Annotated in this window: 20 protein-coding genes; 18 read left to right on the top strand and 2 right to left on the bottom strand. The window is 68.2% G+C overall.

Translation table 11 applies throughout. The features are described from left to right. Positions 1 to 81 precede the first annotated feature (81 nt). On the bottom strand, positions 82 to 1,653 hold the full coding sequence (locus tag CXQ96_RS07925; RefSeq protein WP_104117488.1) for a lytic transglycosylase domain-containing protein: 1,572 nt from the start codon (positions 1,651 to 1,653) through the stop codon (positions 82 to 84). Positions 1,654 to 1,972: 319 nt separating this feature from the next. On the opposite strand from CXQ96_RS07925, the gene CXQ96_RS07920 reads away from it, so the two are divergent. Next, positions 1,973 to 2,326: an Rv2175c family DNA-binding protein gene (locus CXQ96_RS07920; RefSeq protein ID WP_104117547.1), complete on the top strand. Its 354-nt coding sequence runs from the start codon at positions 1,973 to 1,975 to the stop codon at positions 2,324 to 2,326. Positions 2,327 to 2,492: 166 nt separating this feature from the next. Here the strand turns inward: CXQ96_RS07920 and CXQ96_RS07915 are convergent, their stop codons facing one another. After that, positions 2,493 to 3,617, bottom strand: coding sequence for a polyprenyl synthetase family protein (locus CXQ96_RS07915; RefSeq protein ID WP_104117487.1), 1,125 nt, complete (start codon positions 3,615 to 3,617; stop codon positions 2,493 to 2,495). A gap of 124 nt (positions 3,618 to 3,741) precedes the next feature. Between CXQ96_RS07915 and dinB the strand changes: the two genes are divergently transcribed. The 17 genes from dinB (at position 3,742) to CXQ96_RS07830 (ending at position 23,979) form a co-directional block, all read left to right on the top strand. Then, a complete protein-coding gene (dinB, locus tag CXQ96_RS07910; RefSeq protein ID WP_258058943.1) occupies positions 3,742 to 5,088 on the top strand; it encodes a DNA polymerase IV in 1,347 nt (448 codons plus the stop codon). Between the two features lie 231 nt (positions 5,089 to 5,319). Beyond that, complete coding sequence (locus CXQ96_RS07905; RefSeq protein ID WP_104117485.1) at positions 5,320 to 5,697, top strand: DUF3040 domain-containing protein; 378 nt, start codon at positions 5,320 to 5,322, stop codon at positions 5,695 to 5,697. A 359-nt stretch (positions 5,698 to 6,056) separates the two neighbouring features. Next, positions 6,057 to 6,488 carry a division/cell wall cluster transcriptional repressor MraZ gene (gene mraZ / locus CXQ96_RS07900; RefSeq protein WP_104117484.1) on the top strand — a complete coding sequence of 144 codons (432 nt, stop codon included), beginning with the start codon at positions 6,057 to 6,059 and terminating at the stop codon, positions 6,486 to 6,488. A gap of 254 nt (positions 6,489 to 6,742) precedes the next feature. Continuing rightward, a complete protein-coding gene (rsmH, locus tag CXQ96_RS07895; RefSeq protein ID WP_181036396.1) occupies positions 6,743 to 7,744 on the top strand; it encodes a 16S rRNA (cytosine(1402)-N(4))-methyltransferase RsmH in 1,002 nt (333 codons plus the stop codon). After that, positions 7,741 to 8,430 carry a hypothetical protein gene (locus CXQ96_RS07890; RefSeq protein ID WP_104117482.1) on the top strand — a complete coding sequence of 230 codons (690 nt, stop codon included), beginning with the start codon at positions 7,741 to 7,743 and terminating at the stop codon, positions 8,428 to 8,430. Before rsmH ends, CXQ96_RS07890 begins: the two co-directional genes overlap by 4 nt. A gap of 56 nt (positions 8,431 to 8,486) precedes the next feature. Further along, complete coding sequence (locus CXQ96_RS07885) at positions 8,487 to 10,277, top strand: penicillin-binding protein 2 (RefSeq protein WP_104117481.1); 1,791 nt, start codon at positions 8,487 to 8,489, stop codon at positions 10,275 to 10,277. Positions 10,278 to 10,334: 57 nt separating this feature from the next. After that, positions 10,335 to 11,933: a UDP-N-acetylmuramoyl-L-alanyl-D-glutamate--2,6-diaminopimelate ligase gene (locus CXQ96_RS07880; RefSeq protein WP_104117480.1), complete on the top strand. Its 1,599-nt coding sequence runs from the start codon at positions 10,335 to 10,337 to the stop codon at positions 11,931 to 11,933. Between the two features lie 6 nt (positions 11,934 to 11,939). Next, positions 11,940 to 13,445, top strand: coding sequence for a UDP-N-acetylmuramoyl-tripeptide--D-alanyl-D-alanine ligase (gene murF, locus CXQ96_RS07875; protein ID WP_104117479.1), 1,506 nt, complete (start codon positions 11,940 to 11,942; stop codon positions 13,443 to 13,445). Then, the gene (mraY, locus tag CXQ96_RS07870; protein WP_104117478.1) at positions 13,442 to 14,542 is read left to right on the top strand and encodes a phospho-N-acetylmuramoyl-pentapeptide-transferase; all 1,101 of its coding nucleotides are present in this window, start codon (positions 13,442 to 13,444) and stop codon (positions 14,540 to 14,542) included. Before murF ends, mraY begins: the two co-directional genes overlap by 4 nt. Next, entirely contained in the window at positions 14,539 to 16,131 is a 1,593-nt protein-coding gene (gene murD / locus CXQ96_RS07865) for a UDP-N-acetylmuramoyl-L-alanine--D-glutamate ligase (protein WP_104117477.1), read from the top strand. The genes mraY and murD overlap by 4 nt, the downstream gene beginning before the upstream one ends. Continuing rightward, a complete protein-coding gene (gene ftsW / locus CXQ96_RS07860; protein WP_104117476.1) occupies positions 16,131 to 17,555 on the top strand; it encodes a putative lipid II flippase FtsW in 1,425 nt (474 codons plus the stop codon). The genes murD and ftsW overlap by 1 nt, the downstream gene beginning before the upstream one ends. After that, entirely contained in the window at positions 17,552 to 18,673 is a 1,122-nt protein-coding gene (murG, locus tag CXQ96_RS07855; RefSeq protein WP_104117475.1) for an undecaprenyldiphospho-muramoylpentapeptide beta-N-acetylglucosaminyltransferase, read from the top strand. Before ftsW ends, murG begins: the two co-directional genes overlap by 4 nt. Positions 18,674 to 18,834: 161 nt before the next feature. Next, positions 18,835 to 20,199: a UDP-N-acetylmuramate--L-alanine ligase gene (gene murC, locus CXQ96_RS07850; RefSeq protein WP_258058958.1), complete on the top strand. Its 1,365-nt coding sequence runs from the start codon at positions 18,835 to 18,837 to the stop codon at positions 20,197 to 20,199. After that, positions 20,196 to 21,011: a cell division protein FtsQ/DivIB gene (locus tag CXQ96_RS07845; RefSeq protein WP_104117473.1), complete on the top strand. Its 816-nt coding sequence runs from the start codon at positions 20,196 to 20,198 to the stop codon at positions 21,009 to 21,011. The genes murC and CXQ96_RS07845 overlap by 4 nt, the downstream gene beginning before the upstream one ends. Positions 21,012 to 21,274: 263 nt before the next feature. Then, on the top strand, positions 21,275 to 22,468 hold the full coding sequence (gene ftsZ / locus CXQ96_RS07840) for a cell division protein FtsZ (RefSeq protein ID WP_104117472.1): 1,194 nt from the start codon (positions 21,275 to 21,277) through the stop codon (positions 22,466 to 22,468). A 3-nt stretch (positions 22,469 to 22,471) separates the two neighbouring features. Beyond that, the gene (locus tag CXQ96_RS07835; protein ID WP_258058941.1) at positions 22,472 to 23,221 is read left to right on the top strand and encodes a polyphenol oxidase family protein; all 750 of its coding nucleotides are present in this window, start codon (positions 22,472 to 22,474) and stop codon (positions 23,219 to 23,221) included. After that, the gene (locus CXQ96_RS07830; RefSeq protein WP_258058940.1) at positions 23,218 to 23,979 is read left to right on the top strand and encodes a YggS family pyridoxal phosphate-dependent enzyme; all 762 of its coding nucleotides are present in this window, start codon (positions 23,218 to 23,220) and stop codon (positions 23,977 to 23,979) included. Before CXQ96_RS07835 ends, CXQ96_RS07830 begins: the two co-directional genes overlap by 4 nt. Positions 23,980 to 24,026 lie beyond the last annotated feature (47 nt).

The following is a 24,026-nucleotide window of genomic DNA, read 5'->3' as shown; positions in this document are numbered from 1 at the left end:
TACTAAGCGGGCACAGCAGGAGGGGGCGGGACCACCACGGGTCCCGCCCCCTCCATCGATGCCGCGTCCGCCGATGCAGGCCTACCGGAAGTTGTTCTGGTGCGCCTTGATCGCGGCGACGTACTGCTTGGTGTCCTCGAACATGCCACGGTTCTGTACCGAGTACTGACCCTGGTAGTAGGAGGCGATGGCGACGTCGAGCGACGGGCTGGTCCGGATGAGCGACCGGATGATGGCCACGCCTGCCGTTGCGTTGTCGTAGGGATCCATCAGGTTGAGCTTGCGCCCGACGAGGTCGCCCGCCCACTGCCCGGACGAGGGGATGACCTGCATCGTGCCGATGGCGTTCGCCGGCGACACGGCCCGCTGGTTGAAGCTCGACTCCTGGAAGGCGAAGGCCATGGCGAGGCTCGGGTCCACGCCCATGGACCTCGCGGTGTCGGCGACGATCTGCTTCATCTCCGCCTGCGACGGGGCGGGAAGGGAGTTGAGCAGGGCCTTGTTCGCGTTGGCGTCCGCCACCACCTTGTCCGGGTAGCTGTATCCGAGGAAGGTCGACGGAACGAGATCGGTCGGTGCGGGGACGGCTGCCGGTGCGGGAGCAGAACCGGCACCGGGCAGTGCGAGCTTCTGGCCCGGGTAGATGACGGTCGTTCGCGACATGTTGTTGGCCGCCAGGAGATCGCCGAGGCTGACTCCATGTCGTGAGGCGATGGCCCCGAGGGTGTCACCCGCCTTGACGCTGTAGCTGCCGGGAGCGGGAGCGGGAGCGGCGGGTGCCGCCGTCGCCGGTGGCGTGGACTGCGTGCTGACGGTGGCGCCGAGCGTCAGCTTCTGGCCGGGACGGATGATCGACGTCATCGACAGGTTGTTCGACGCGAGGACGGCCTGCAGGCTGACGCCGTTGCGGGCTGCGATAGCGCTGAGGGTGTCTCCCGGCTTGACCGTGTAGGACGCTCCGGCTTCGGGTGCAGGGGGTGCAGCGGGTGCGGGTGCAGCTTTCTCCGGCGTCTGAGCGGGTCCGCCCAGGCTGATCTTCTGGCCCGGGTGGATGATGGACGTCATCGAGAGACCGTTGGACTGGAGAAGGGTCCGCAGGTCCACGCCGTGACGGGCTGCGATGGCTCCGAGCGTGTCGCCCGACCTGACGGTGTAGGAGCCGGCACCGGACGCGGGCGAAGGAGCTGCGGGGGCAGCCGGCCCGGCTGTGGGCGAAGCGGATCCCGTCAGCTTGATCTTCTGGCCCGGGAAGATGAGGGTGCGCGCGTCCAGGGAGTTGAGCGAGAGGACTTCCTGGGTGACGAGACCGAAACGCTTCGCGATCGCACCGATCGTGTCGCCCGGCTTGATGGTGTATTCGCTCGGCACGTTCTGCGTCGCGACAGCGATCTTCTGCGCAGGGATCTGGGTGGCGACCAGTGCCGCTGGTACGACCGCACGCTGGGTGGCTGGTGTTGCTGTCCCTCCGAGATGCCGTGCAGCCGGTGCCTGCTGACCTGGAGCCGCCGACGCAGGCTGAGCCAGGGCTACGGAGGAGAGGATCACCGCAGGCAGAGCGGCGGTGGTCACGGCGACATTCAGGCCACGCGAGCTGGTGCCGCGTGCCCTCCTGCTGGTGCCGTTCAGCGGTGCGTTCGAACGCTGGGCAGTCATGTTTCGTTCCTCGTCTGTTGGCGGCTGAGTCCGCGCGGACGCACGTGCCCGGGGCAGTTCTTCCTGTCCGGGCGCATGCAGGTGCTGTGATGCTCTTGTGTCACCTGTTGATATTGTTACTTGTGTGACTCCTGTGAATTTACACGAAAAAGTCGCTAGCACAAGAGATCCCGAAATTGGTGGAGGACCGGTTACGGCGTGTCGCTCCCATCGGGTGTTTCCAGCCCGGGAGTCCCTGCGCTGATCGCTTCGATCCGGGCGGTCGGGCGGCACCTCCCGCGAGTGGAGTTGTGTGCTGAAGCCGTGGCACCCTTGGACGGTGACTGAACTCGAACAACTCGTTCCCGCCTGGCTCAATCTTCCCGAAGTGGCCGCCACTCTCGGCTTGCCCATCACCAAGGTGCATTCGCTGATCAGCGAACGGTCCCTGGTGAGCGTCAGGGTCGGTGAGCGGAAGATCAGGAGCGTTCCCGCCGAGTTCCTCGCGGACGGTGAGGTGCTCGACAGTCTGAAGGGCACCGTCGTGGTCCTCGCGGACTCGGGCTACGGCGACGAGGACATCATCCGGTGGCTCTACACCGAGGACGAGTCGCTACCCGGCCGGCCGATCGACGCTCTCCGTGCGGGGCGGAAGACCGAGATACGTCGTCGGGCACAAGCCGCCGCCTGGTAGCTGCGCAGGTCGAACCGCGCGGCGTTTAGGCACGTGCCTGAGCCGGTACCGTCCCGGGCTGTAGGAGGAGCCGCAGTACCGGGAACCATTCCAGTCTGCTTGCCGATGCTGTCCGGCCGGTTCGGTGTGGGTCCGGTCAGGCCGTGCGGGTGGCGGCGTGGTCCGGTCAGGCCGTGCGGGTGACGGCCGCCTCGGCGAGCAGTTGCAAAGCCTGGCGTGAGACCGGATCGACCGGCAGCGTGGACAGCGCGGCGAACGCCTCCCCGGACTTCTCCTCGATGAGCTGTTCCGTGTGGGCCAGCGCGCCGCTGGCCGTGATGAGCGACCGCAGCCTCTCGACAGCGCCGGCGTCCATGTCCGTGTCACCCAGCATCGCATTGATCTCGGCACAGGCCCGATCGTCGCTCGCGCCGGTGGCGCGCGCGATGAGGAAGGTCCGCTTCCCCTCGCGGAGATCGTCGCCCGCCGGTTTCCCCGTGACCTCGGGATCGCCGAACACGCCCAGGACGTCGTCGCGCAGCTGGAACGCCTCTCCGAGGGGCAGCGCGAAGGCCGAGTAGGCCGCCAGCAGGGCGCCGTCCGCACCCGCCAGAGCACCGCCGAGCATGAGTGGACGTTCCATCGAGTACTTCGCCGACTTGAAGCGCAGGATGTTCAGGGCGCGCTGTTCAGCCACCACCGGTGCCTGATCGGGGCCGACAGCCTCCTCCAGGAGATCGAGGTACTGGCCCGCCATGACCTCCGTCCGCATGCGGTTGAAGATCGTCCTCGCCGCACTACCACCCGTACCGGAGCAAGACGCAGTGAACAGCTCCTCGCTGAACGCGAGGCAGAGGTCGCCCGCCAGGATCGCCGCCGAGACGCCGAAGCGCTCGGGGTCGAGGTGCCAGCCCGCGTCCGCGTGCCGTGTCGTGAACTGCCGGTGGACACTGGGGCGTCCTCGCCGCGTATCCGAACGGTCGATGATGTCGTCGTGGATCAGGGCAGCCGCCTGGAAGAACTCGAGGGCCGTCCCCGCCATCACGGGAGCAGGTGCTGCCGGTGAGCCGCCGGCCGCCCGCCACCCCCAATAGCACAGGAGGGCGCGCATCCGCTTGCCCCCGCTCGTCAGGGCCGCGATGCTCGTGATCAGGGGAAGCGACTCGACGGAAATGGCTGCGAGGACATCCCGCTGGTCCGTGAGGAAGTCGTCGATACTGCTCGTGAGTGCGGCCCGGAACAGGTCCTGCTCCGCCGCTATGGTCTCGGGAGTGGAGCCGCCCTGGTCGGGGGTGGCGGGTGCGGACAGCATGGATCTCCCGGGCAGCTCGGCTGGTCGTGGTGATCCCACTCTATCCGGAGGGCGGTGCGCCCTCTGCCCGCCGTTCCGCCGGACGCCGCGCCCGCGTGTCAGTGGCACTGCGTACGATGACTGCGTGTCAAAGGACGAGCGCCCGACGGCGGTTGAGCATGCGGAGTGCCACATCCTGCATATCGACATGGATGCCTTCTTCGTCTCCGTCGAACTGCTGGATCATCCTCACCTCCGCGGTGTCCCGGTGATCGTCGGCTCACCGTCCGGACGGTCCGTCGTACTCTCGGCCTCCTATGAGGCTCGCCGGTTCGGAGTCCGCTCAGCGATGCCCATGTCGGTGGCGATGCGTCAGTGCCCGACGGCCGTGATCCTTCCTCCTCACCAGCGGCGCTACGCCGAGGTCTCCGCCCGGGTGATGGGTATCTTCCGCTCCGTGACGCCCGACGTGGAGCAGCTGAGTGTCGATGAGGCCTTCCTCGACGTCGCCGGTTCGATGCGCAGGCTCGGCGGCCCCCGCGAGATCGGGGAACAGGTCCGTGCCGAGATCAGCTCCACTCTCGGCATCACGGCCAGTGTCGGGGCAGCCAGCACCAAGTTCGTCGCGAAGATCGCGTCGACCAGGGCGAAGCCCGACGGCCTCCTGCTCATCCCGGGTGACCAGACGGTCGCCTACCTCCATACCCTGCCGGTGTCCGCCCTGTGGGGCGTCGGAGCGAAGACCCAGGAAGTCCTGGCCCGCATCGGCATCCGAACCGTCGAAGATGTCGCCCGTACGCCGCTCTCGACCCTCCGGAGCCTGCTGGGAGCGTCGGGGGAGCACGTACACCACCTCGCCTGGGGTCGGGACCCGAGGCGCGTGGTGGTCTCCAGGCCCGAGAAGAGCATCGGTGCGGAAGAGACCTTCTCGAGCGATGTGGACGATACGGACGTGCTGCGCAGGGAACTCCTGAGGCTCGCGCACAGGACCGCCACGCGTCTTCGGTCCTCCGGCTACCGTGCCGGGGGGGTAGCCCTGAAGCTCCGCTATGCCGACTTCTCGACTCTCACGCGGTCCCGGAAGCTGGACGAGCCGGTGGACAGCGCTCACGCCCTCTACAGTGCCGCCACCGCGCTGCTGGCAGCGCTGGGGGACCGGCCGATGGCCGTCCGGTTGATCGGCCTGCGCGCCGAATCGCTCGAGCCGGGCGGCGACGGGTCCACACAGCTGACGATCGATCGGCGGGACGACAACTGGAGGATAGCGGAGCGCGCGCTGGACGACGTGAACCGCAAATTCGGGGAGGCCGGTGTCGTGCCGGCGGGTCTGCTCATTCCGAGGGGGCGTGTGAAATCGACGGACGGACCACGTGATGGACAGGACGAGCAGCCGGAGGGGGAGCAGCCGGCGCGGCTTCGGGCCGGGAAGCGGGACGTGCCAGGAGCGCGGCTGCGTCCCCCTGCCGTCGAGCCGCGAAAACCGCGTGATTGAGCGGAAATCACGGGCGGATAGCACCGCCCTCACACCCGATCAACACCGCATTGTGACTTTGCACCCACCCCGTAGCAAACTAGTCTTGAAGCAGGTAGCCCAGCTGCCGTCCGTCACGCACAATCCACCTTCCGGAACCCGAGGTCGTCGCTCCCTCTGCCGGGAACCCGGTCCGCGTCCGGAACGTTAGTTGGATGCAGGAACGTTGGTACCGACATCAAGGAGGCGGTCATGGCACTCTCGGAACACGAGCAGAGGCTGCTTGATCAGCTTGAACAGCAGTTGCACGCCGACGATCCGAAGTTCGCGCACTCGATGGCTTCCGATACTCGCAGGTCGATGTCGACCAGGCGCCTGGTCATCGGGTCCCTCATCACGATCGCCGGCATCCTCGTTCTGCTTGCCGGCATCGTGTACCAGAACATCTTCATCGGGGTAGCGGGATTCCTGATCATGGGTGGCGGCGTCTACTTCGCAACGACGAAGTCGAAGCAGGTCGAAGCGGGTCAGCCACTCGGGAGGCCCACGAAGGCGACCTCGGGCGGCAAGAGCGGCTTCATGTCGAGCCTCGAGGACAAATGGGATGAGCGAAAGCGCGACCAGACATAGCAGGAGCTGCCCATGAGGCAGCGTCTGATCCTCCTCTTCGGTCGGTCGCAGTAACCGAAGAGATCGTCACGATGGAGAAGAACCCGCCACGGCGGGTTCTTCTCCTTTTAATGCGTCGAACAGCCACTTCGAGCTCTGGCGTGCCGCTTTCCCTCCACTTGTCCTCCACTTCCCTCCCCCCGTCGATGCGGGCCCGGAATCTGCGGATTCTCGTGAGCCGCTTCTTCCTCTCGAGGGGCCACGAGGGGCGCGCCACACCCCGGAAGCATTGACGGTGGAGACTTGTGGAGTAAAGTGGGGGATATAAGAGCAAGACGGCAACGAGCTGGGCTTGGCGGACTCAGAACAGGCGGTCAGGGATGTTCCTCGGAACTCACACCCCGCGCCTCGACGAGAAAGGCAGGCTCATCCTTCCTGCGAAGTTCCGGGAGGAACTGAGCGAGGGGCTGGTCCTCACGAGGGGCCAGGAGCGGTGCATCTACGTCTTCAGCATGAGTGAGTTCGAAAGGGTTCACGAGCAGATGCGGGCGGCGCCCATCTCGTCACGCCAGGCGAGGGACTACAACCGCATCTTCCTGTCGGGGGCCTCGGACGAGGTGCCGGACAAGCAGGGCAGGATAACCATCCCAGCTGCACTCAGGACGTACGCCGGACTGGACCGGGACCTCGCGGTCATCGGCGCAGGAAGTCGAGCGGAGATCTGGGCGGCGGAGGCTTGGGAGTCCTACCTCTCGGAGAAGGAGACCGCCTTCTCCGAAACGGATGAGGATGCCTTCCCGGGCATCATCTGATCCGAGCAGCAGGACAGGCAGCACCAGCAGGACCAGCAGGACCAGGACGCAGCAATCACAACGCGGACGGCACCATCCCTTGGATGAGATCTCCAGCCGCCGGACATGGATCGCCACCTGGCTTCACTTCCCCGGAGCCAGGCGACGACCATCCGGCCGGATGGGGGTCTGATTCAAGAGGGCGGCGCCTCCTTCCGGCAGCCTGCAGACCACACCGAGACGATGGACGAACAGCTGCAGGAAGGAGAGGACGCATGAGCGGTGACCGGCCGACGGACGAGCGACACATCCCCGTCCTCCGCGACCGCTGCGTCTCCCTCATCGCTCCCTCGGTCGCCTCCGCCGAAGCGGCAGAACGCCGCCCCGTCGTCGTCGACGCCACCCTCGGCATGGGCGGGCACTCGGAGGCGATGCTCCGGCGCTTCCCGACCGCCCACCTCGTCGGCATCGATCGCGACACCGAAGCGCTCGACCTCGCCGGGGAGCGGCTCGAGCCCTTCGCCGACCGCACCGACCTCGTGCACGCCGTCTACGACGAACTGCCCGAGGTCCTGGCCGACCTCGGGATCGACGGAGTGGACGGCGTCCTGTTCGACCTGGGCGTCTCCTCCCTGCAGTTGGACGAGCGCGACCGGGGTTTCGCCTACTCCTACGATGCGCCGCTCGATATGCGGATGGATACCAGCAGGGGCATCACGGCGGCCGAGGTCGTCAACACCTACTCCGCCGAGGACCTGCTGCGCATCATCCGTTCCTGGGGCGAGGAGAAGTTCGCCGGGCGGATCGCGACGGCCATCGTCCAGGCCCGGGCAGCAGAACCGTTCCGGACGACGTCGCAGCTCGTCGAGGTGATCCGAGCGGTGGTGCCCGCATCCGCCGCGCGCACCGGAGGACACCCGGCGAAGCGCACCTTCCAGGCTCTGCGCATCGAGGTCAACGAGGAGCTGTCCGTCCTCGAGCGCGCGATTCCCGCAGCCGTGGACGCGATCCTGACCGGTGGCCGCATCGTCGCCATGTCCTACCACTCGCTCGAGGACCGCATCGTCAAGAGCGCCTTCTCTGCCGGTACGAAATCGTCGGCGCCCGTCGGCTTCCCCGTGGAACTCGAGCAGCACAAGGCCTACCTCCGTTCGCTGACCCGCGGCACCGAGGCACCTACTGGGGCCGAGATCGAGGAGAACCCCCGTGCGGCTTCAGCCAAACTCCGAGCCGTGGAACGAATCAAAGCAGGACCAGTCGACAGGAACAGCAGATGAGCCAGGCATTGACTGTTGAGAAGCCACACACCGCTGCCGCCTACTCCGACAACGGTGCTCTCGCCGTCGCTCGCGGCAGGCTCAGCGGGGGAGCGCCGGACGTCGCCCAGAAGCCGCGGACACCCCTGTCGGTCGTCCCGGCCCCACCTGCACGCCGGAGGGTGCCCTTCGCGGTGTTCAGCCTGCTTGTGCTGGGTGCGGCGCTGACCGCCGTCCTCATGCTCAACATCTCCGTCTCCGGCACGCAGTACGACCTCGTGCAGCTCCGGAACCAGCAGGTCGCGCTGAGTCAGCAGAACGAGGCACTGGTCCTCGAGATCGAGAGCAGGGAGACGCCCCAGAACCTTGCGGCGGCAGCGACGGAACTCGGCATGGTGTCCTCCCCGACCTTCGGAACTGTTGAGCTAGATTCGAAGACGGTGACGGGCACTCCTGAACCCGCGAAGGAAGGCCCAGAGCCGGAGGTGCTGATCGCCGCGCCGAACCTCGCCGTGCAGCCGGCTCCGGCTCCGGCGGTGGTCGAGGCGCCGTCGGATCCTGTCGCTGAGGAGCCCGCGCCAGTCCAGGCGATCGGACCGGTGGAGGGTGCTGCCACAGTCGGTGAGCTCCCGGCCGTCGAGAGCTACGACGGCAGCGATGTCGCCGGAACCATCCCGGCGCCCCTGCAGCTCGGCTCCGACCGGTAGCGGGGTCCGCGTCCGCCGCTCCTCGCACTGCACGTACCGACCGACAAGGATTGCTCGTGACCCCTGCACGCACCGGTAGCCCGGACAGCCTCCGACTGGCCCTCGGGTCGACGCGGCTCCGCGTGGGGCTCGCCTTCGTCCTCGTGCTGCTCCTGGTGCTGGGAGTGCGGCTGTTCCAGTTGCAGGCACTCGACCTGAACGGGATGGCGCAGACCGGCTTGTCGAAGCGGCTCACCAATACCGCGGTGCAGCCCATCCGCGGGTCGATCGTCGACATGAACGGCAAGTACTTCGCCCGCAGCGTGGAACGCTACGACATCGTCGTCGACCAGCGTCTGAGCGCCGTGGACGATTTCACCAGGACCATCCCCGATTCCGACCAGCGCGAGACCGGCGTCCCCATCGATCAGGGTCTCGACGAGCTGTCGGCGGTCCTCGGCATCGACGCGGAGACGCTGAGGGCCTCGATCATGGGGGACATGCCCTTCAACTACGTCGCGAGATCGGTGACGCCGGAGGTCAAGAACCGGGCTCTCGCGGTCGGTATACCGGGCGTCTACGCCGACAAGACGAGCGTACGGACCTATCCCGCGGGTCCCGTCGCCGGGTCGATCATCGGCTTCGTGTCCGAGAACGGCAAGCCGCAGGAGGGCCTCGAGTACTCGCTCAACGACGCCCTGGAAGGCACCCCTGGCAGCCGGACGTTCGAGATCGGCGGAGACGGCATCCGTATCCCCTACGCCACGAACGAGGACGATCCCGCCGTCGACGGCCAGAACGTCAGGCTCACGATCGACCAGGACCTGCAGTGGTTCGCCCAGCAGACCATCGCCTCGCAGGTCGAGGACTACAACGCCGAGTGGGGCAACATCGTCGTCGTCGAGGCGAAGACCGGCGCGATCCGGGCGATGGCCGAATCGACGACCCCGGACCCGAATGATCCGGGAGCGACCCCGCCGGAGAAGCGCACGCCCAACTCGGTGAGCGCCTCCTTCGAGCCGGGCTCGACGACGAAAGTGATCACCATGGCGGCAGCTCTGGAAGAGGGGCTGATCGAACCCACCTCGCAATTCACCCTCGAGAACCGGTACACGGTCGGCGCCCAGACGTTCAAGGATGCCTTCGAGCACGGCACGGAGAAGCGCACGACCGCCGGCATCCTGGCGAAGTCGATGAACACCGGGACGGTGCAGATCGGTGAGAAGCTGACGAAGCAGGAGCGTTACGACTGGCTGAAGAAGTTCGGGATCGGCGAGCCCCTCGGAACCGGACTCAACGAGGAGAACCAGGGCCTCCTCACGACCCCCGACAACTGGGACGACCGGCAGCAATACACCGTCCTCTTCGGTCAGGGCCTGACGCAGACTGCCCTGCACACCGCGATGGTGTACCAGACCCTCGCCAACGACGGCGTTCGGCTGCAGCCACGGCTGATCGACGCGTACATCGACCCGGACGGTACCGAACACGTCGTGCCCGAGGACGAGGGCACGAGGGTCCTCTCCGAGGAGACAGCCCTCACGATGCGCAAGATGCTCGAGACGGTGACGGAGGAGGGCTCCGGGAAGTCGGGCGAACTGGAGCAGTACCGGGTGGGGTCGAAGACCGGCACGGCCGAGGCGCCGAGCGCGACCGGCGGTTACGACGGCTACACTCTCTCCTATGCCGGCATCGCGCCGATCGAGGATCCCCAGTACGTCGTCGTCATCACGCTCCAGAAGCCCCAGGGCGACCTGTACTACCTCATCCCGGGCGAGTCCTTCCAGAAGGTCATGAAGCAGGTCCTCAACTCCAGGAACGTCCCGGCATCGACAACGCAACCGGACATCTACCCGGTCGAATTCTGACCCGGAGGCCACAGCACCGTGCAATTGAACATTCCGCAGGGGAGCAACGCTTCCCTGATGCGGCCGCGAGTTCCGCGCCCGATCAGCCTGTCGACCGCTTTGGCGGTCCTCGGCCCCCTCGCAGCCACACCTGACGCCGATTCGCTGCCGACGGTCAGCGGCGTCACGCTCGACTCCCGGTCCGTCCTTCCGGGGGATGTCTACGCAGCCCTTCCGGGAGCGTCGCGCCACGGCGCCGAGTTCGCGGCGCAGGCCGTCCTCAGCGGTGCATCGGCGATCATGACGGATGAGGCAGGAGCAGCCATCGCGGCTCGCTCGGCCGCTGCCGCCGGCATCGACCTGCCTCCGGTCGTCGTCGTAACCGATCCGCGGCGGGCCGTCGGGCCACTCGCGCGCGAGGTCTTCCGAAGCCGGCAGCAGGGCTCCGCGCCGACGCTCTTCGGCATCACGGGGACGAACGGGAAGACCACGTCCACCTACTTCCTCAACGCGCTGCTCGAAGCGCTCGGCAGGACCACCGGACTGATCGGCACGATCGAGATCCGCGCGGGTGACGAAGCGATCCCCAGTCTGCTGACCACGCCGGAGTCCCCGCAGGTCCACTCCCTGCTCGCCCTGATGGGGGAGCGCGGGCTCGACGCGGCGTCGATGGAGGTCTCCTCCCACGCCCTGGAGTTCGGTCGCGTGGACGGAGTGCGCTTCGACGTCGCGGGCTTCACGAACCTGACGCAGGACCACCTCGACCTCCACGGGACGATGGAGGACTACTTCGCGGTCAAGGCTTCACTGTTCACGCACGAGCGGTGCGGGAGTGCCGTCGTGCTGGTCGACGATCCGTGGGGGCGGAAGCTCGCCGACACGGCGGACGTCCCCGTGCTGACGCTTCGCACCGACCGCTCGGGAGACGGCGGCACCGTCGACGCCGACTGGGTGGTGACCTCGGCCGAGCCGAGCGGGCTGGGTAATGCCTTCGTGCTGGAGAACCGCTCGGGCGAGCGGCTCCGGGTCCGTACCGGACTGCCGGGATCGTTCAACATTTCGAACGCGGCGCTCGCGACGATCATGGTCCTCGCATCAGGCGTCGCCCTGGAGGACATCCAGCGTGCCCTCGACGCGCACGATCCCTTCACCACCGAGGTGCCGGGCCGGATGCAGCTCATCGGCGAGGAGCCCGCCTCGATCGTCGACTTCGCGCACAACCCGGACGCGCTGGAACGCACGTTGTCCTCGGTCCGCCGTCCCACCGGACGCGTCATCGCCGTCTTCGGGGCCACCGGGCAGCGTGACGAGTCCAAGCGCCCCGTGATGGGCGCCGTGGGAGCCCGGCTCTCGGACGTCCTCATCGTGACCGACGACGACCCGCACGATGAGGACGAGGCCGTCATCCGCAGTGCCGTGCTGGCGGGGGCCAGGGACGCCGTGCGGAACGAGGGGCTCTCGTGCCAGGTGCTGGAGGTGTTCCCCCGCGCCGATGCGATCGATCGTGCGGTGGCGCTGGCGACCCCTTCCGACACCATCGTGATCGCGGGCCGCGGCCACGAAGTGTGGCAGGAGGTGAAGGGCGTCAATCTGTCCCTGGACGACCGCGTGGAACTGCGCTCCGCGTTGACAAGGCACGGATTCTCTGGGCTTTCCACCTCCGGGATAGAGTCCTGAACCGTCATGATTGAATTCACCGCAGCCGAGATCGCGGCACTCACAGGGGGTGTCCTGACCGGTACAGACCCCACCGGTCCCGCCATCACCGTCACCTCCGCAGCAACCGATTCGCGCGAATGCGTGCCCGGTTCCCTGTTCGTCGCGAAACCCGGAGAGGAGTCGGACGGACACCTGTTCATCGCATCGGCGTTCGAGCGCGGTGCCGTCCTGGCCCTGGCGCAGCGCGCGGTGGCCGGTCCGGACGGCCCGTTCCCCGCCGTCATCGTGCCCGATGCCGTCCTCGCAATGGGTCAGCTCGCCGCCGAAGCGGTGCGTCGGCTGCGTGCGCACGGCGACATCACGGTCATCGGCATCACGGGGTCGGCAGGCAAGACCACCACCAAGGACCTGCTGGCGGGTATCCTCGCGGCCGACGCTCCAACCGTCGCCCCGCGCGGTTCCTACAACGGAGAGGTCGGCGTCCCGCTGACCGTCTTCGAGGCGGGATGGGACACGAGGTACCTCGTGATCGAGATGGGCGCGACGAAGCCCGGCCACATCGCATACCTCGCCTCGCTCGTGCAACCGGACGTCGGCGTGGTACTCGGCGTGGGATCGGCCCATGCAGGGGAATTCGGAGGCGTCGAGAACATCGCCCGGGCGAAGGGCGAACTGTTCGAGGCGCTCGGCCCATCCGGGACCGCGATCATCAACGCCGATGACGAACGGGTGCTCGCCATGCAGGAGCGCACCCGCGCGACAACGGTGTTCTTCACGTCGTCCGAGGACTTCTCCGCGACCGGGCACGTCGTGCGCGCACGCAACAGCACGACGACCCCGGAGGGCAATCCGTCCTTCACGCTGGTCTTTCCCGACGGCAGCGAGCACGACGTCGTCTCGCCGCTGCTCGGCCTGCACCACACCGCGAACCTGCTCGCTGCGGCAACGGCGGCCTACGAGGTCGGTTGCCCCCCGGAGCTCATCGTCGCGGGTCTGCGGAGCCAGGCGGCCGCGAGCCGCTGGCGCATGGAGCGGACCGAGCGGGCCGACGGCGTCACGGTCATCAACGACGCCTACAACGCCAATCCCGAATCCATGCGGGCGGCACTCCGCACTCTGGCGGAACTCGGTCGCGGTCGGCGGCGTACCTGGGCGGTCCTGGGGGAGATGCTGGAGCTGGGGGACCGGTCCATCGAGGAGCACGACCTCCTCGGGAGAGTCGTCGTGCGGCTCAACATCTCGAAGCTCGTGTGCGTGGGGCCGAACACGCGTGCGCTGTACAACGGCGCCGTGCTCGAGGGCTCTTGGGGCAGCGAGGCCGTCCACGTCGATGACGTCGAAGCGGCGGAGCGTCTGCTCTCCGCTGAAGTGGAACCGGGGGACCTCGTGCTCTTCAAGTCCTCCAACGGAGCGGGACTGCGCTTCCTGGGAGACCGGATCGCCCAAGCCGTCCCGGCAGCCGCGCCCTCCACCGACCAACCCCACCGCTCCCATGAAGCTGGCGCTTCCGGAAAGGCCCAGCAGCCGTGATAGCACTCCTCATAGGATCGGCCTCAGCGCTCATCTTCGCCTTCGTGGGCACGCCACTGTTCATCAGGCTCCTGGTGCGCAAGAGCTACGGCCAGTTCATCCGGGACGACGGTCCGACGGCGCACCACACCAAGCGCGGTACGCCGACGATGGGTGGAGCCGTGATCGTCGCGTCGGTCCTGCTGGCCTACTTCCTGACGCACCTGCTGATGGTGGCGGTCGGTTCCCCGGTCGGAGGCCCCACCGCCTCCGGCCTGCTGCTGCTGTTCCTGGCCGCCGGCATGGGCCTGGTCGGCTTCGCCGACGACTACATCAAGATCTCGAAGCAGCGCAGCCTCGGCCTGAGTGCCCCCGCCAAGATCATCGGGCAGTCTGCTGTCGGCGTGACCTTCGGGGTCCTCGCGCTGATGTTCCCGAACGAGCAGGGCAGGACCCCGGCTTCCACCGCGATCTCCTTCATCCGGGACACCCCGCTCGACCTCGCCTTCGCGGGCACGGTCGTCGGTGCCATCCTCTTCGTCATCTGGTCCAACCTGATCATCACGGGAGCGAGCAACGGCGTGAACCTCGCCGACGGGCTCGACGGTCTCGCCGCGGGCGCATCCATCCTCGTGTTCGGCGCCTACATGCTCATCGGGATCTGGCAGAGCAACCAGAGCTGTGGTTCGCCCGGTGCCGGAAGTGTCTGCTACGAGGTCCGCGATCCCCTGGACCTCGCGCTCATCGCAGGGGCGATGTGCGGTGCGCTGGTGGGCTTCCTGTGGTGGAACACGTCCCCGGCGAAGATCTTCATGGGTGACACGGGTTCCCTCGCCATCGGCGGGGCGATCGCCGGTTTCGCCATCCTCTCCCGGACCGAACTCCTCCTCGTGATCCTGGCGGGCCTGTTCGTCATGATCACGCTGTCCGTCATCATCCAGGTGGGCTACTTCAAGTTGTCGGGCGGCAAGCGCGTCTTCAAGATGGCTCCGTTGCAGCACCACTTCGAGCTCAAGGGCTGGCAGGAGGTCACGGTGGTCGTCCGGTTCTGGATCCTCGCCGGACTGTTCGTGGCGACGGCACTCGGGATCTTCTACGCGGAATGGGTTGTGGGATGAGCGGAACAGACGAGACCTCTGACGTGGCTGCCGACGCCGCCGTGAGCTGGGAGACCCCGCGGCTGAAGGGCCTCACCACGTGGGACGCCGACTGGGCGGGCCTCCGGGTCGTCGTCGCGGGCATCGGAGCGTCGGGCTTCTCCGCCGCGGACACCCTGATCGAACTCGGTGCCGTGGTGGTCGTCGTCGACGGCGGAGCAACCGCGGAGAACGAAGCCAAGGCGGACACGCTGCGCATCGTCGGTGCCCGCGCGGTGCTGCTCGGTGCCGAGCACACCGTCGAACTGCCGCTCGTCGACGGTCAGCCGGCCGACCTCGTGGTGACCTCGCCCGGGTGGCGGCCCACCCAGTCGCTGCTCGCCGACGCGGCGCGTGCGGGCGTGCCCATCTGGGGCGACGTCGAACTGGCCTGGCGTGTCCGCATCCGCGAGGGCCGTCGCACCGCCGAGTGGCTGACGATCACCGGGACCAACGGCAAGACCACGACCGTAGGCCTGACGGAGTCGATGCTCCTCGCCGGCGGGAAGCGCGCGATCGCGGCAGGCAATGTCGGCACGCCGATCCTCGACGTGATCCGGGACCCGCAGGGGTACGAGTTCCTCGCGGTAGAACTGTCCAGCTTCCAGCTCCACTGGGCGCACTCGGTGTCCCCGCTCGCGAGCGTCTGCCTCAACCTCGCCGAGGACCACGTCGACTGGCACGGCAGCTACGAGGCCTACCGCGCGGCGAAGGCATCGGTCTACGACCGGACGAGGATCGCCTGCATCTACAACGTGGAACAGCGCGAGACGGAGACGATGGTCGAGGATGCCGACGTCATCGAGGGGTGCAGGGCCGTCGGATTCACGACGGGAATGCCCTCGATCAGCATGATGGGTGTCGTCGAGGATCTGCTGGTGGACCGTGCGTTCATCGAGCAGCGCAAGGACTCGGCCGCCGAGCTGGCGTCGATCAGCGAGTTGGGCGACGTCGTGCCGCGGCACCTGGTTGCCAACGCACTGGCCGCTGCGGCGCTCGTGCGCGCTGCCGGACTTCCGACCTCAGCGGTTCGCGACGGCATCCGGGCCTACCAGCCGGGCGAGCACCGTATCCAGGTGGTCGCCAATGAGCACGGAGTGCTCTGGATCAACGATTCGAAGGCCACCAACCCCCACGCCGCCTCGGCCTCCCTGGCCTCGTTCCAGTCCGTGGTCTGGATCGCGGGAGGCCTGTCCAAGGGCGTCTCCTACGACGACCTCGTGCGGGAACACGCCAAGCGGCTCCGGGCGGTCGTCCTCCTCGGTGCGGATCCGGCGCCGCTCGAGAGTGCTCTGAGCCGACACGCTCCCGAGGTTCCCGTCTCCCTCCACCCGAGCCTTCACACTGGACAGGGGTACGACGGCGGGTCCCCCGACCCGGCGACCGGCGCCACCCTGATGCAGTGGGCCGTCACCGAAGCAGCGCGCCTCGCGCAGGACGGCGACACGGTGTTGATGGCGCCGGCCGCTGCATCGATGGATCAGTTCTCCTCCTATGCGCACCGGGGAGCCGCCTTCATGGCGGCCGTCCATGCACGTGGCGGACAGGGGACAACCGCGAAGGAGTCTTGATGGTGGCCACGCCGACCCGTCCGGGAGGACGCAAGCCCTCCGTCCGGCCAGTCCGGGCCAAGGAAGGGGTGCGGCAGGCCACTTCGCCCGGGGTTCCCGCGCAGGCTACGGCGGGCACTGCGAAGGGCCTCGCCAAGCAATCCGCAGCAGTGGCGGACCCGGCCGCGGAGCGTGGTGCGGGCGAAGGCGGACAACCGGCCAAGGGGATCCGAGGACGCCTGCGCCGGGCCTGGGTATTCCTCGAGGGCTCTGCCCACGCCCCTTCCGGATCCAGCTACTACCTGATCCTCGGCTCTGCCCTCGCGCTGACCGCCATCGGGCTCATGATGGTGCTCTCGGCGTCGTCGGTCGAGGCGATCTCGGACGGGAAGGACACCTTCGACCTCTTCCTGAAGCAGGCCGTCTGGGCCAGTGCAGGCCTCGTCCTGATGCTCGTGCTGTCGCGGCTGGGTCCCCGGTCCTACAAGTTCCTCGCGTGGCCCAGCCTGGCCATCGCCGTCGTGCTGCTGATTCTCGTCCTCGTTATCGGGATCGAGGTCAACGGCAACAAGAACTGGATCAGGATCGGTAGCCAGACGTTCCAGCCGTCCGAACCGACGAAGCTCGCCCTTGCCCTGTGGTTCGCGGCCGTGCTCGAGCGGAAGAAAGCGTTGATCCGGGACTGGAAACACGCGATGATCCCGGCGTTGCCCTTCGGTGGGTTGCCGATCGGGCTCGTGCTGATCGGCGGAGACCTCGGCACGGGGCTCGTGCTCATGATGATCGCCGGTGCCGCGTTGTTCTTCGCCGGAGCGCCGCTCAAGCTGTTCACCCTCGCAGGCGCGGCAGCAGTGGCCGGCTCCCTCCTGATGGTGGCCACGAGCTCCAACCGGGGTGGTCGCATCAGCGCATGGCTGCGACTGAACTGCGACGACGGGGCGGACCTCTGCCTGCAGTCCGACAACGGGCTGTTCGCCATGGCGTCGGGCGGCTGGTTCGGAGTAGGGATCGGGCAGAGCCGGCAGAAATGGAACTGGATCCCGGAAGCCCACAACGACTTCATCTTCGCCATCATCGGCGAGGAGTTCGGGCTCATCGGAACCCTCGTCGTCGTGGTCCTGTTCGGCATCCTCGCCGTCGCGACAATCCGGGTCGCCCTGCGCTACACCGATCCGTTCGTGCGGATCCTCATGGGCTCGATCCTCGTCTGGCTGATCGGTCAGGCCTTCGTGAACATCGGGATGGTCACGGGCCTGCTCCCCGTGATCGGCGTGCCGCTGCCCTTCATTTCCTACGGCGGCTCCGCGCTGACCTTCACGCTCGCCGCCGTGGGCGTCCTGCTGTCCTTCGCAAGGAAGACACCTCACCCTCCGCTCCCGGCGCCGGGCACCTCCTCAACGTCCTCACCAGCAACCACCTCCGGAAGAGATCACGCACTTTCATGACACAGCCCCCCACCCCTGAGCGCACGGTGTCGGTCCTCCTGGCCGGCGGCGGAACGGCCGGCCACATCAGCCCCCTGCTCGCGATCGCCGGAGCAGTCGTCGAGCGGCAGCCGCGCGCCCGGATCACCGCCGTCGGAACCGAGGCCGGTATGGAGACACGGCTCGTTCCCGCCGCGGGCTTCGACCTGCGGACCATCGATCGTGTGCCGATGCCGCGGCGCCCGTCCATCGACCTCGTCAAGCTTCCGGTGCGCCTCGTCCGCGCCGTCCGCCAGGCGAGGGCGATCGTAGCGGATGCCACAGCCGACGTCGTCGTCGGCGTGGGCGGCTACGTATCGACACCCGTCTACCTCGCGGCGTGGACGCTGCGAGTGCCCGTCGTCATCCATGAGGCGAATGCCCGCCCCGGTATCGCCAACAGGGTGGGTGCCCGTCTCGCTGCGCGGGTGGCCGTCGCCTTCGAGGGGACAGGGCTCCGGGATGCCGTGCTGGTCGGCATGCCCATGCGCAGGAGCATCGCCGACCTCGACCGGAGAGCGAACCGCAGGAGTGCCCGTGCCTCGCTCGGGCTGGATCCGGACCGGGCCACCCTGATCGTGACCGGCGGATCCTCCGGTGCGGTGAGCCTCAACCGGTCGCTCGCCTCTGCGGTCCCGGAGCTCACCGCCGCCGGCGTCCAGGTACTCCACATCACGGGACGGGGCAAGCAGGTGCTCGGGAATGACGGCGCCCCGCTTGGGGTGCCCGGATACCACCAGGTCGAGTTCGTCGACGGCATGGAGAACGTCTACGCCGCCGCCGACCTGCTCGTCGCCCGAGCCGGCGCAGCAACGGTGAGCGAGATCAGTGCGGTTGGCCTTCCGGCAGTGCTCGTGCCGCTGCCCCACGGCAACGGCGAGCAGCGGCTGAACGCCGCAGGGCTGGTCGCTGCCGGCGGGGCCGTCCTGGTCGAGGACGAGGCTTTCACGCCGGAGTGGATCCGCGAGAACGTCCTGACGCTGGTGACGGACACCGCCCGGCTCGACGCGATGTCCTCGGCGTCCTACGCGCAGGGCGTGCGGGACGCCGATCGGCACATGGCCGAGCTCGTCCTGGCCGCGGCCGGAGGGACGCGATGAGCACCGACGACGCAGCTGCGGCCGGGGCGGTCGACGCACCAGGGGAGCGCCCTGCAGTGGAGACGACGAAAGGCAACACCATCACAACGATCACCACAGCGCCGGCCGTCGCGGCCGGACTGCGCGAACCCGTGCACTTCATCGGACTGGGCGGTGCAGGCATGTCGGCCGTCGCGCGCGTGCTCATCGGACAGGGACTGACAGTGTCCGGATCCGATGCCGCCGAGTCGAAGGGCCTTCGCGCTCTGGCTGCGCTCGGGGCCGATGTCCATGTGGGGCACGAGGCTGCTGCCGTCGTCGGTGCCGGGACCGTCGTCGTCTCCTCGGCCATCCGCGAGGCGAATCCGGAACTGGTCGAGGCGCGGCGCCGCGGGCTGCCCATCCTGCACCGGTCGCAAGCACTCGCCGCGGCGATGACCGGACAGCAGGCCGTCGCCGTCGCCGGAACGCACGGCAAGACCACGACGACGGCGATGATCACCGTCCTGCTGCGCGAAGCCGGGCGTAACCCCTCATTCGCCATTGGCGGCGACGTCGCAGCCCTCGGCGTCAGTGCCGAATGGACAGGCGGAGACATCTTTGTCGCGGAAGCGGACGAGTCCGATGGCTCCTTCCTCAACTACGCGCCCCGGATCGCCGTCGTCACCAACGCGGAAGCGGACCACCTCGACCACTACGGAAGCGCCGACGCCGTCCACGCCGCCTTCCGTCGCTTCGCGGAGACGCTGCCGGATGACGGCCTCCTGGTGGCGTGCGCCGACGACCCCGGTTCAGCCGCGCTCGGCGCAAGCGCGCCGGAATCCCGCCGGGTGCGCACCTACGGCTATTCGGGGGCGGCCGACATCAGGATCAGCGGCACGAGATCCGTCGGCAGCACCACCAACAGCGTGCTGTCCTTCGCGGTCGACGGCCTGGACGCCCAGCAGGAGCTGCAGCTGAGCGTTCCCGGACGACACAACATCCTGAATGCAGCAGCGGCGTTCACCGTCGCGCTCGAACTCGGCGTGGATCCGGCGGTCGCGGCCGCGGGGCTGGCGCTGTTCTCCGGAGCCGCCCGCCGGTTCGAAGCGCGGGGGGAGGGCGACGGCGTACGGGTCTTCGACGACTACGCCCACCACCCGACGGAGGTCCACGCCGCGTTGACGGCCGCGCGCACGGTGGCGGGCGAGCACCGCGTGCACGTCCTGTTCCAGCCGCACCTCTTCTCCCGCACGCGGGAATTCGCCGCGGGGTTCGCCGAGGCACTGTCGCTGGCGGACACCGCAACCGTGCTCCCGGTCTACGCGGCACGGGAGGACCCGGTGGACGACGTCGGGGGCTGGACGATCACCGATCTCATGCGCGGTGAGGACATGGCATATGTCGACGATGCCCTCGAGGCACTCCGCGTGGTCACCGGCCACGCACGCCCGGGAGACATCATCCTCACGATCGGCGCCGGCGACGTCACGCAGTACGGGGTGCCGCTCGTCGGCCTCCTCAGGGACCGCGTTCCGGGGCGCCGGTCGCCGGAGGCCGAGGAATGACGCAGAGGAAGCCTCCTTCCCGGCCACGCGCCACACCGGGCGCGACGACCGGCAAGGTGACGCTGCTCGAACGGCCGGAGGTCGCGGCGTCGGGCAAGGTCCTCGACTTCCCGACTCCCCGTCGGTCCCATCGAGTGCGGAACGCCATCCTCTGGATCAGTGCGGTGGTCCTGGTCCTCGGTGGCGTCATGGCGTATGCGGTGTTCTCGCCGGCCCTCGCGCTGCGGACAGTCGTCGTCGAAGGGAACTCGCTCGTCGCCACGCCGGAGGTGGATGCGGCACTCGCTCCCCTCATGGGGACGTCGCTCACCCGTATCTCGCCCGATCAAGTCCGCGGGCTGCTGGCGGACAAGGCGCCCATCGAGGACGTGCAGATCGCCGCCGAGCCGCCCTCGACCCTCGTGGTCACGGTCCGGGAACGGGTTCCCGTCGCGGTGCTGCAGAATGGTGAGGAGTTCGTTCTCATCGACTCCGAAGGCAGGCAGCTCGCCGTCGTGGCGCAGCGCGACCAGGTCAAGCTGCCGCTGATCGACGGCGGGACCAACGCGGTCAACTCCGAGGTGTTCTCCTCGATCACCTCGGTGCTGGCCGAACTGCCCGCCCCCGTCCTGTCCCGCCTGGTCCACGCCTCGGCGTCGAGCGTCGACTCGATCCAGCTGTCACTCTCGGGTGACCAGAAGATCTTTTGGGGGAGCGCGGAGCGGAGTGCGCGGAAAGCCGAGGTGCTGGAGGCGATGCTGGCGATTCCGGCGACCGATCCGCCGGTCAAGGAATTCGATGTCAGCACTCCCGACCGCCCGGTGACACGATGAGCTTCGCTGCGGCGGAGCGGCCATCGCCGGTCTCGGCGTGTTCTGGAGCGACCGGGGTGACGCGGGCTAGGCGGGCGACATGCCCGACACGCGGCGCCCGGTCATTGCAACGCGGTACGCATGCACCTAGCGTCAACCATAGAAGTTACTTGACATAACGTTAACTCTCAACCTGAACGTTAATGTTTCCTTCAGGTGAAGATCGAAGCCGGACCATCGGCAGCCCCCGTACAGCACACAGATTCGAACAAGGGACACAGGACGTGGCAGCACCTCAGAATTACTTGGCCGTCATCAAGGTCGTCGGCATCGGCGGCGGCGGCGTCAACGCCGTCAACCGCATGATCGAGGTCGGGCTCCGTGGCGTGGAGTTCATTGCCATCAACACGGATGCCCAGGCGCTGCTGATGAGTGACGCCGACGTCAAGCTCGACGTCGGACGCGAACTCACCCGCGGGCTCGGTGCTGGGGCGGACCCCGAGGTCGGCCGCCGCGCGGCCGAGGACCACTCGGAGGAGATCGAGGAGGTCATCCGCGGGGCCGACATGGTCTTCGTCACGGCGGGTGAGGGTGGTGGCACCGGTACCGGTGGCGCTCCCGTCGTCGCCCGGATCGCCCGCTCCCTCGGCGCCCTCACGATCGGCGTCGTGACCCGGCCGTTCACCTTCGAGGGACGCCGTCGGTCGAACCAGGCCGAAAGTGGCATCGATACCCTCCGCGAAGAGGTCGACACCCTGATCGTCATTCCGAACGACCGCCTGCTGTCCATCAGCGACCGCAACGTCTCGATGCTCGATGCCTTCCGCTCGGCGGATCAGGTGCTGCTCTCCGGCGTTCAGGGCATCACCGACCTCATCACGACTCCGGGCCTGATCAACCTCGACTTCGCCGACGTGAAGTCGGTCATGCAGGGCGCAGGCTCCGCTCTCATGGGCATCGGCTCCGCTCGCGGCGAGGACCGCGCCGTCAAGGCTGCCGAACTCGCCATCGCGTCGCCGCTGCTCGAGGCGTCCATCGACGGGGCGCACGGTGTCCTGCTCTCGATCCAGGGTGGCTCCGATCTCGGTCTCTTCGAGATCAACGAGGCAGCTCGCCTCGTGCAGGAGGTCGCGCACCCGGAGGCGAACATCATCTTCGGTGCGGTCATCGACGACGCCCTCGGCGACGAGGCGCGCGTCACGGTCATCGCGGCCGGCTTCGACCAGGTCGATGCGACTTCGCAGCCCGCAGCCGCTCCGGCGGCACGGCCTGCCGTCGCGCCGAGCGTCGGCGGGAACCAGCAGCGTGCCGCCGGTGCAGCCAGCGCCGGCCTCGGCGCCTGGTCCCAGCAGCGGGCACAGAGTGTCCAGACCGTGCCTGCCGACTCGGGCTTCGACGTCGACCTGCCCGCGATCGTGGAGCCCGACCTCTCGGCCGGACGTTCCGACGACCTCGACGTGCCCGACTTCCTGAAGTAGTTGGTGCGCTCAATCGTCGGTCCGGAGCGGACCTCCCCGTTCTACTGGAACGAGGAGGTCCGTCCTGGTCTCCGGGTCGCCTTCACCTCCGTGGAGGCGGGCAACCTCGCCCTGCATGTCGGCGATGATCCGGCTGGGGTCCGAAACAACCGCCGCCTGCTCGAGGCTGCGATGGGAATCGCCCCGGGCTCGCTGCGCTTCATGAGCCAGACGCATTCCAACAGGGTGGCGACGGTCGGGGACGGCGCTGCAGACGCGCCCGACGCGGACGGGCTCGTGTCCCGGAGCGGGCATGAGCCACTGGCCGTCCTCGTGGCCGACTGCGTGCCGATCGTGCTCGCGGATGCCTCCGTCGACGACGGCGGTACGGGCGCCACGGCCGTGGTGCACGCGGGTCGTGCCGGAGTCGGCAACGGGGTGATCGCACAGGCCATCCACGTGCTGCGTGCCGGCGGTGCGCAGGACCTGTCAGGCTGGATCGGTCCCTCGGTGTGCGGTTCCTGCTACGAGGTCCCCGAGGCGATGATGCTCGAGATGGCGGAGGGGATCCCCGCAGCCGCGTCGAGAACGACCACCGGGACTGCGGCCCTCAACCTTCCGGCAGCCGTCCGATGCCAGCTCGAGGAGGGCGGAGTGAAGGTCGGCGAGGTGCGCGGGGTAGACGCACTGTGCACCGTCGAGAACAGCGCGCTGTACTCGCACCGCCGCGCACCGGGCGCCGGCCGCATCGCCGGTCTCGTATGGCGGACATGAGCTCCGGCACGGGAGACCCGGCGCCGGACCTCGCACGTGCGCGCGACCTCGACGAGCGGCTTCGCGGCGTGCGCGCTCGGATCTCCCGGGCGGCGGCGGTGGAAGGGCGGCCCGAACCGGAGCTGATCGTCGTGACCAAGTATTTCCCGGCCTCCGATATCCGCATCCTGGTGGACCTCGGCGTGCGGGACGTGGGGGAGAACCGGGACCAGGAAGCAGCGGCGAAAGCGACCGAGCTGAGGGACCTCGCCCTGACCTGGCACTTCATCGGGCAACTGCAGACCAACAAGGCGAAATCGGTTGTCCGCTACGCGCACAGTGTGCATTCGGTCGACCGGAATGCGCTCATCGGGGCGCTGGGGAAGGCGATGGCGAACGAGCAGGCGAGGAGGGCAGGGGCCGGTCTCGGCGCGCGGCCCGATCTCGATTGCTTCCTGCAGTTCGCGCTCGATTCCGGCGCCCAGCCGGACCAGCGGGGCGGTGCGCTTCCCCGGGACGCCGCCGAACTCGCCGAAGCTGTCGTGGGAACGGCCGGCCTACGCCTCGCCGGTGTCATGGCGGTAGCGCCGCTGGGGGCACCGCCGGCTGCAGCGTTCCAGCAGCTCCTGACGATCTCGGCCGCCGTCCGCGCCGTCGAGCCCTCGGCGACGGCGGTGTCGGCCGGGATGAGCGGCGACCTCGAGGAGGCCGTTGCCGCCGGTGCGACACACCTGAGGATTGGTTCTGATGTCCTCGGTCCGCGTCCGGCCGTGGGGTAGCGTCTGAGCTGTAACGGCGGCACGACGGGCAGCCGGGCTGGCCCGTG

This window comes from Arthrobacter sp. B1805 (assembly GCF_002929745.1).
Classification (GTDB): Bacteria; Actinomycetota; Actinomycetes; order Actinomycetales; family Micrococcaceae; genus Arthrobacter_D.
The sequence above is the reverse complement of the archived record's forward strand: the minus strand, read 5'-3'. Positions and strand labels throughout refer to the sequence as shown.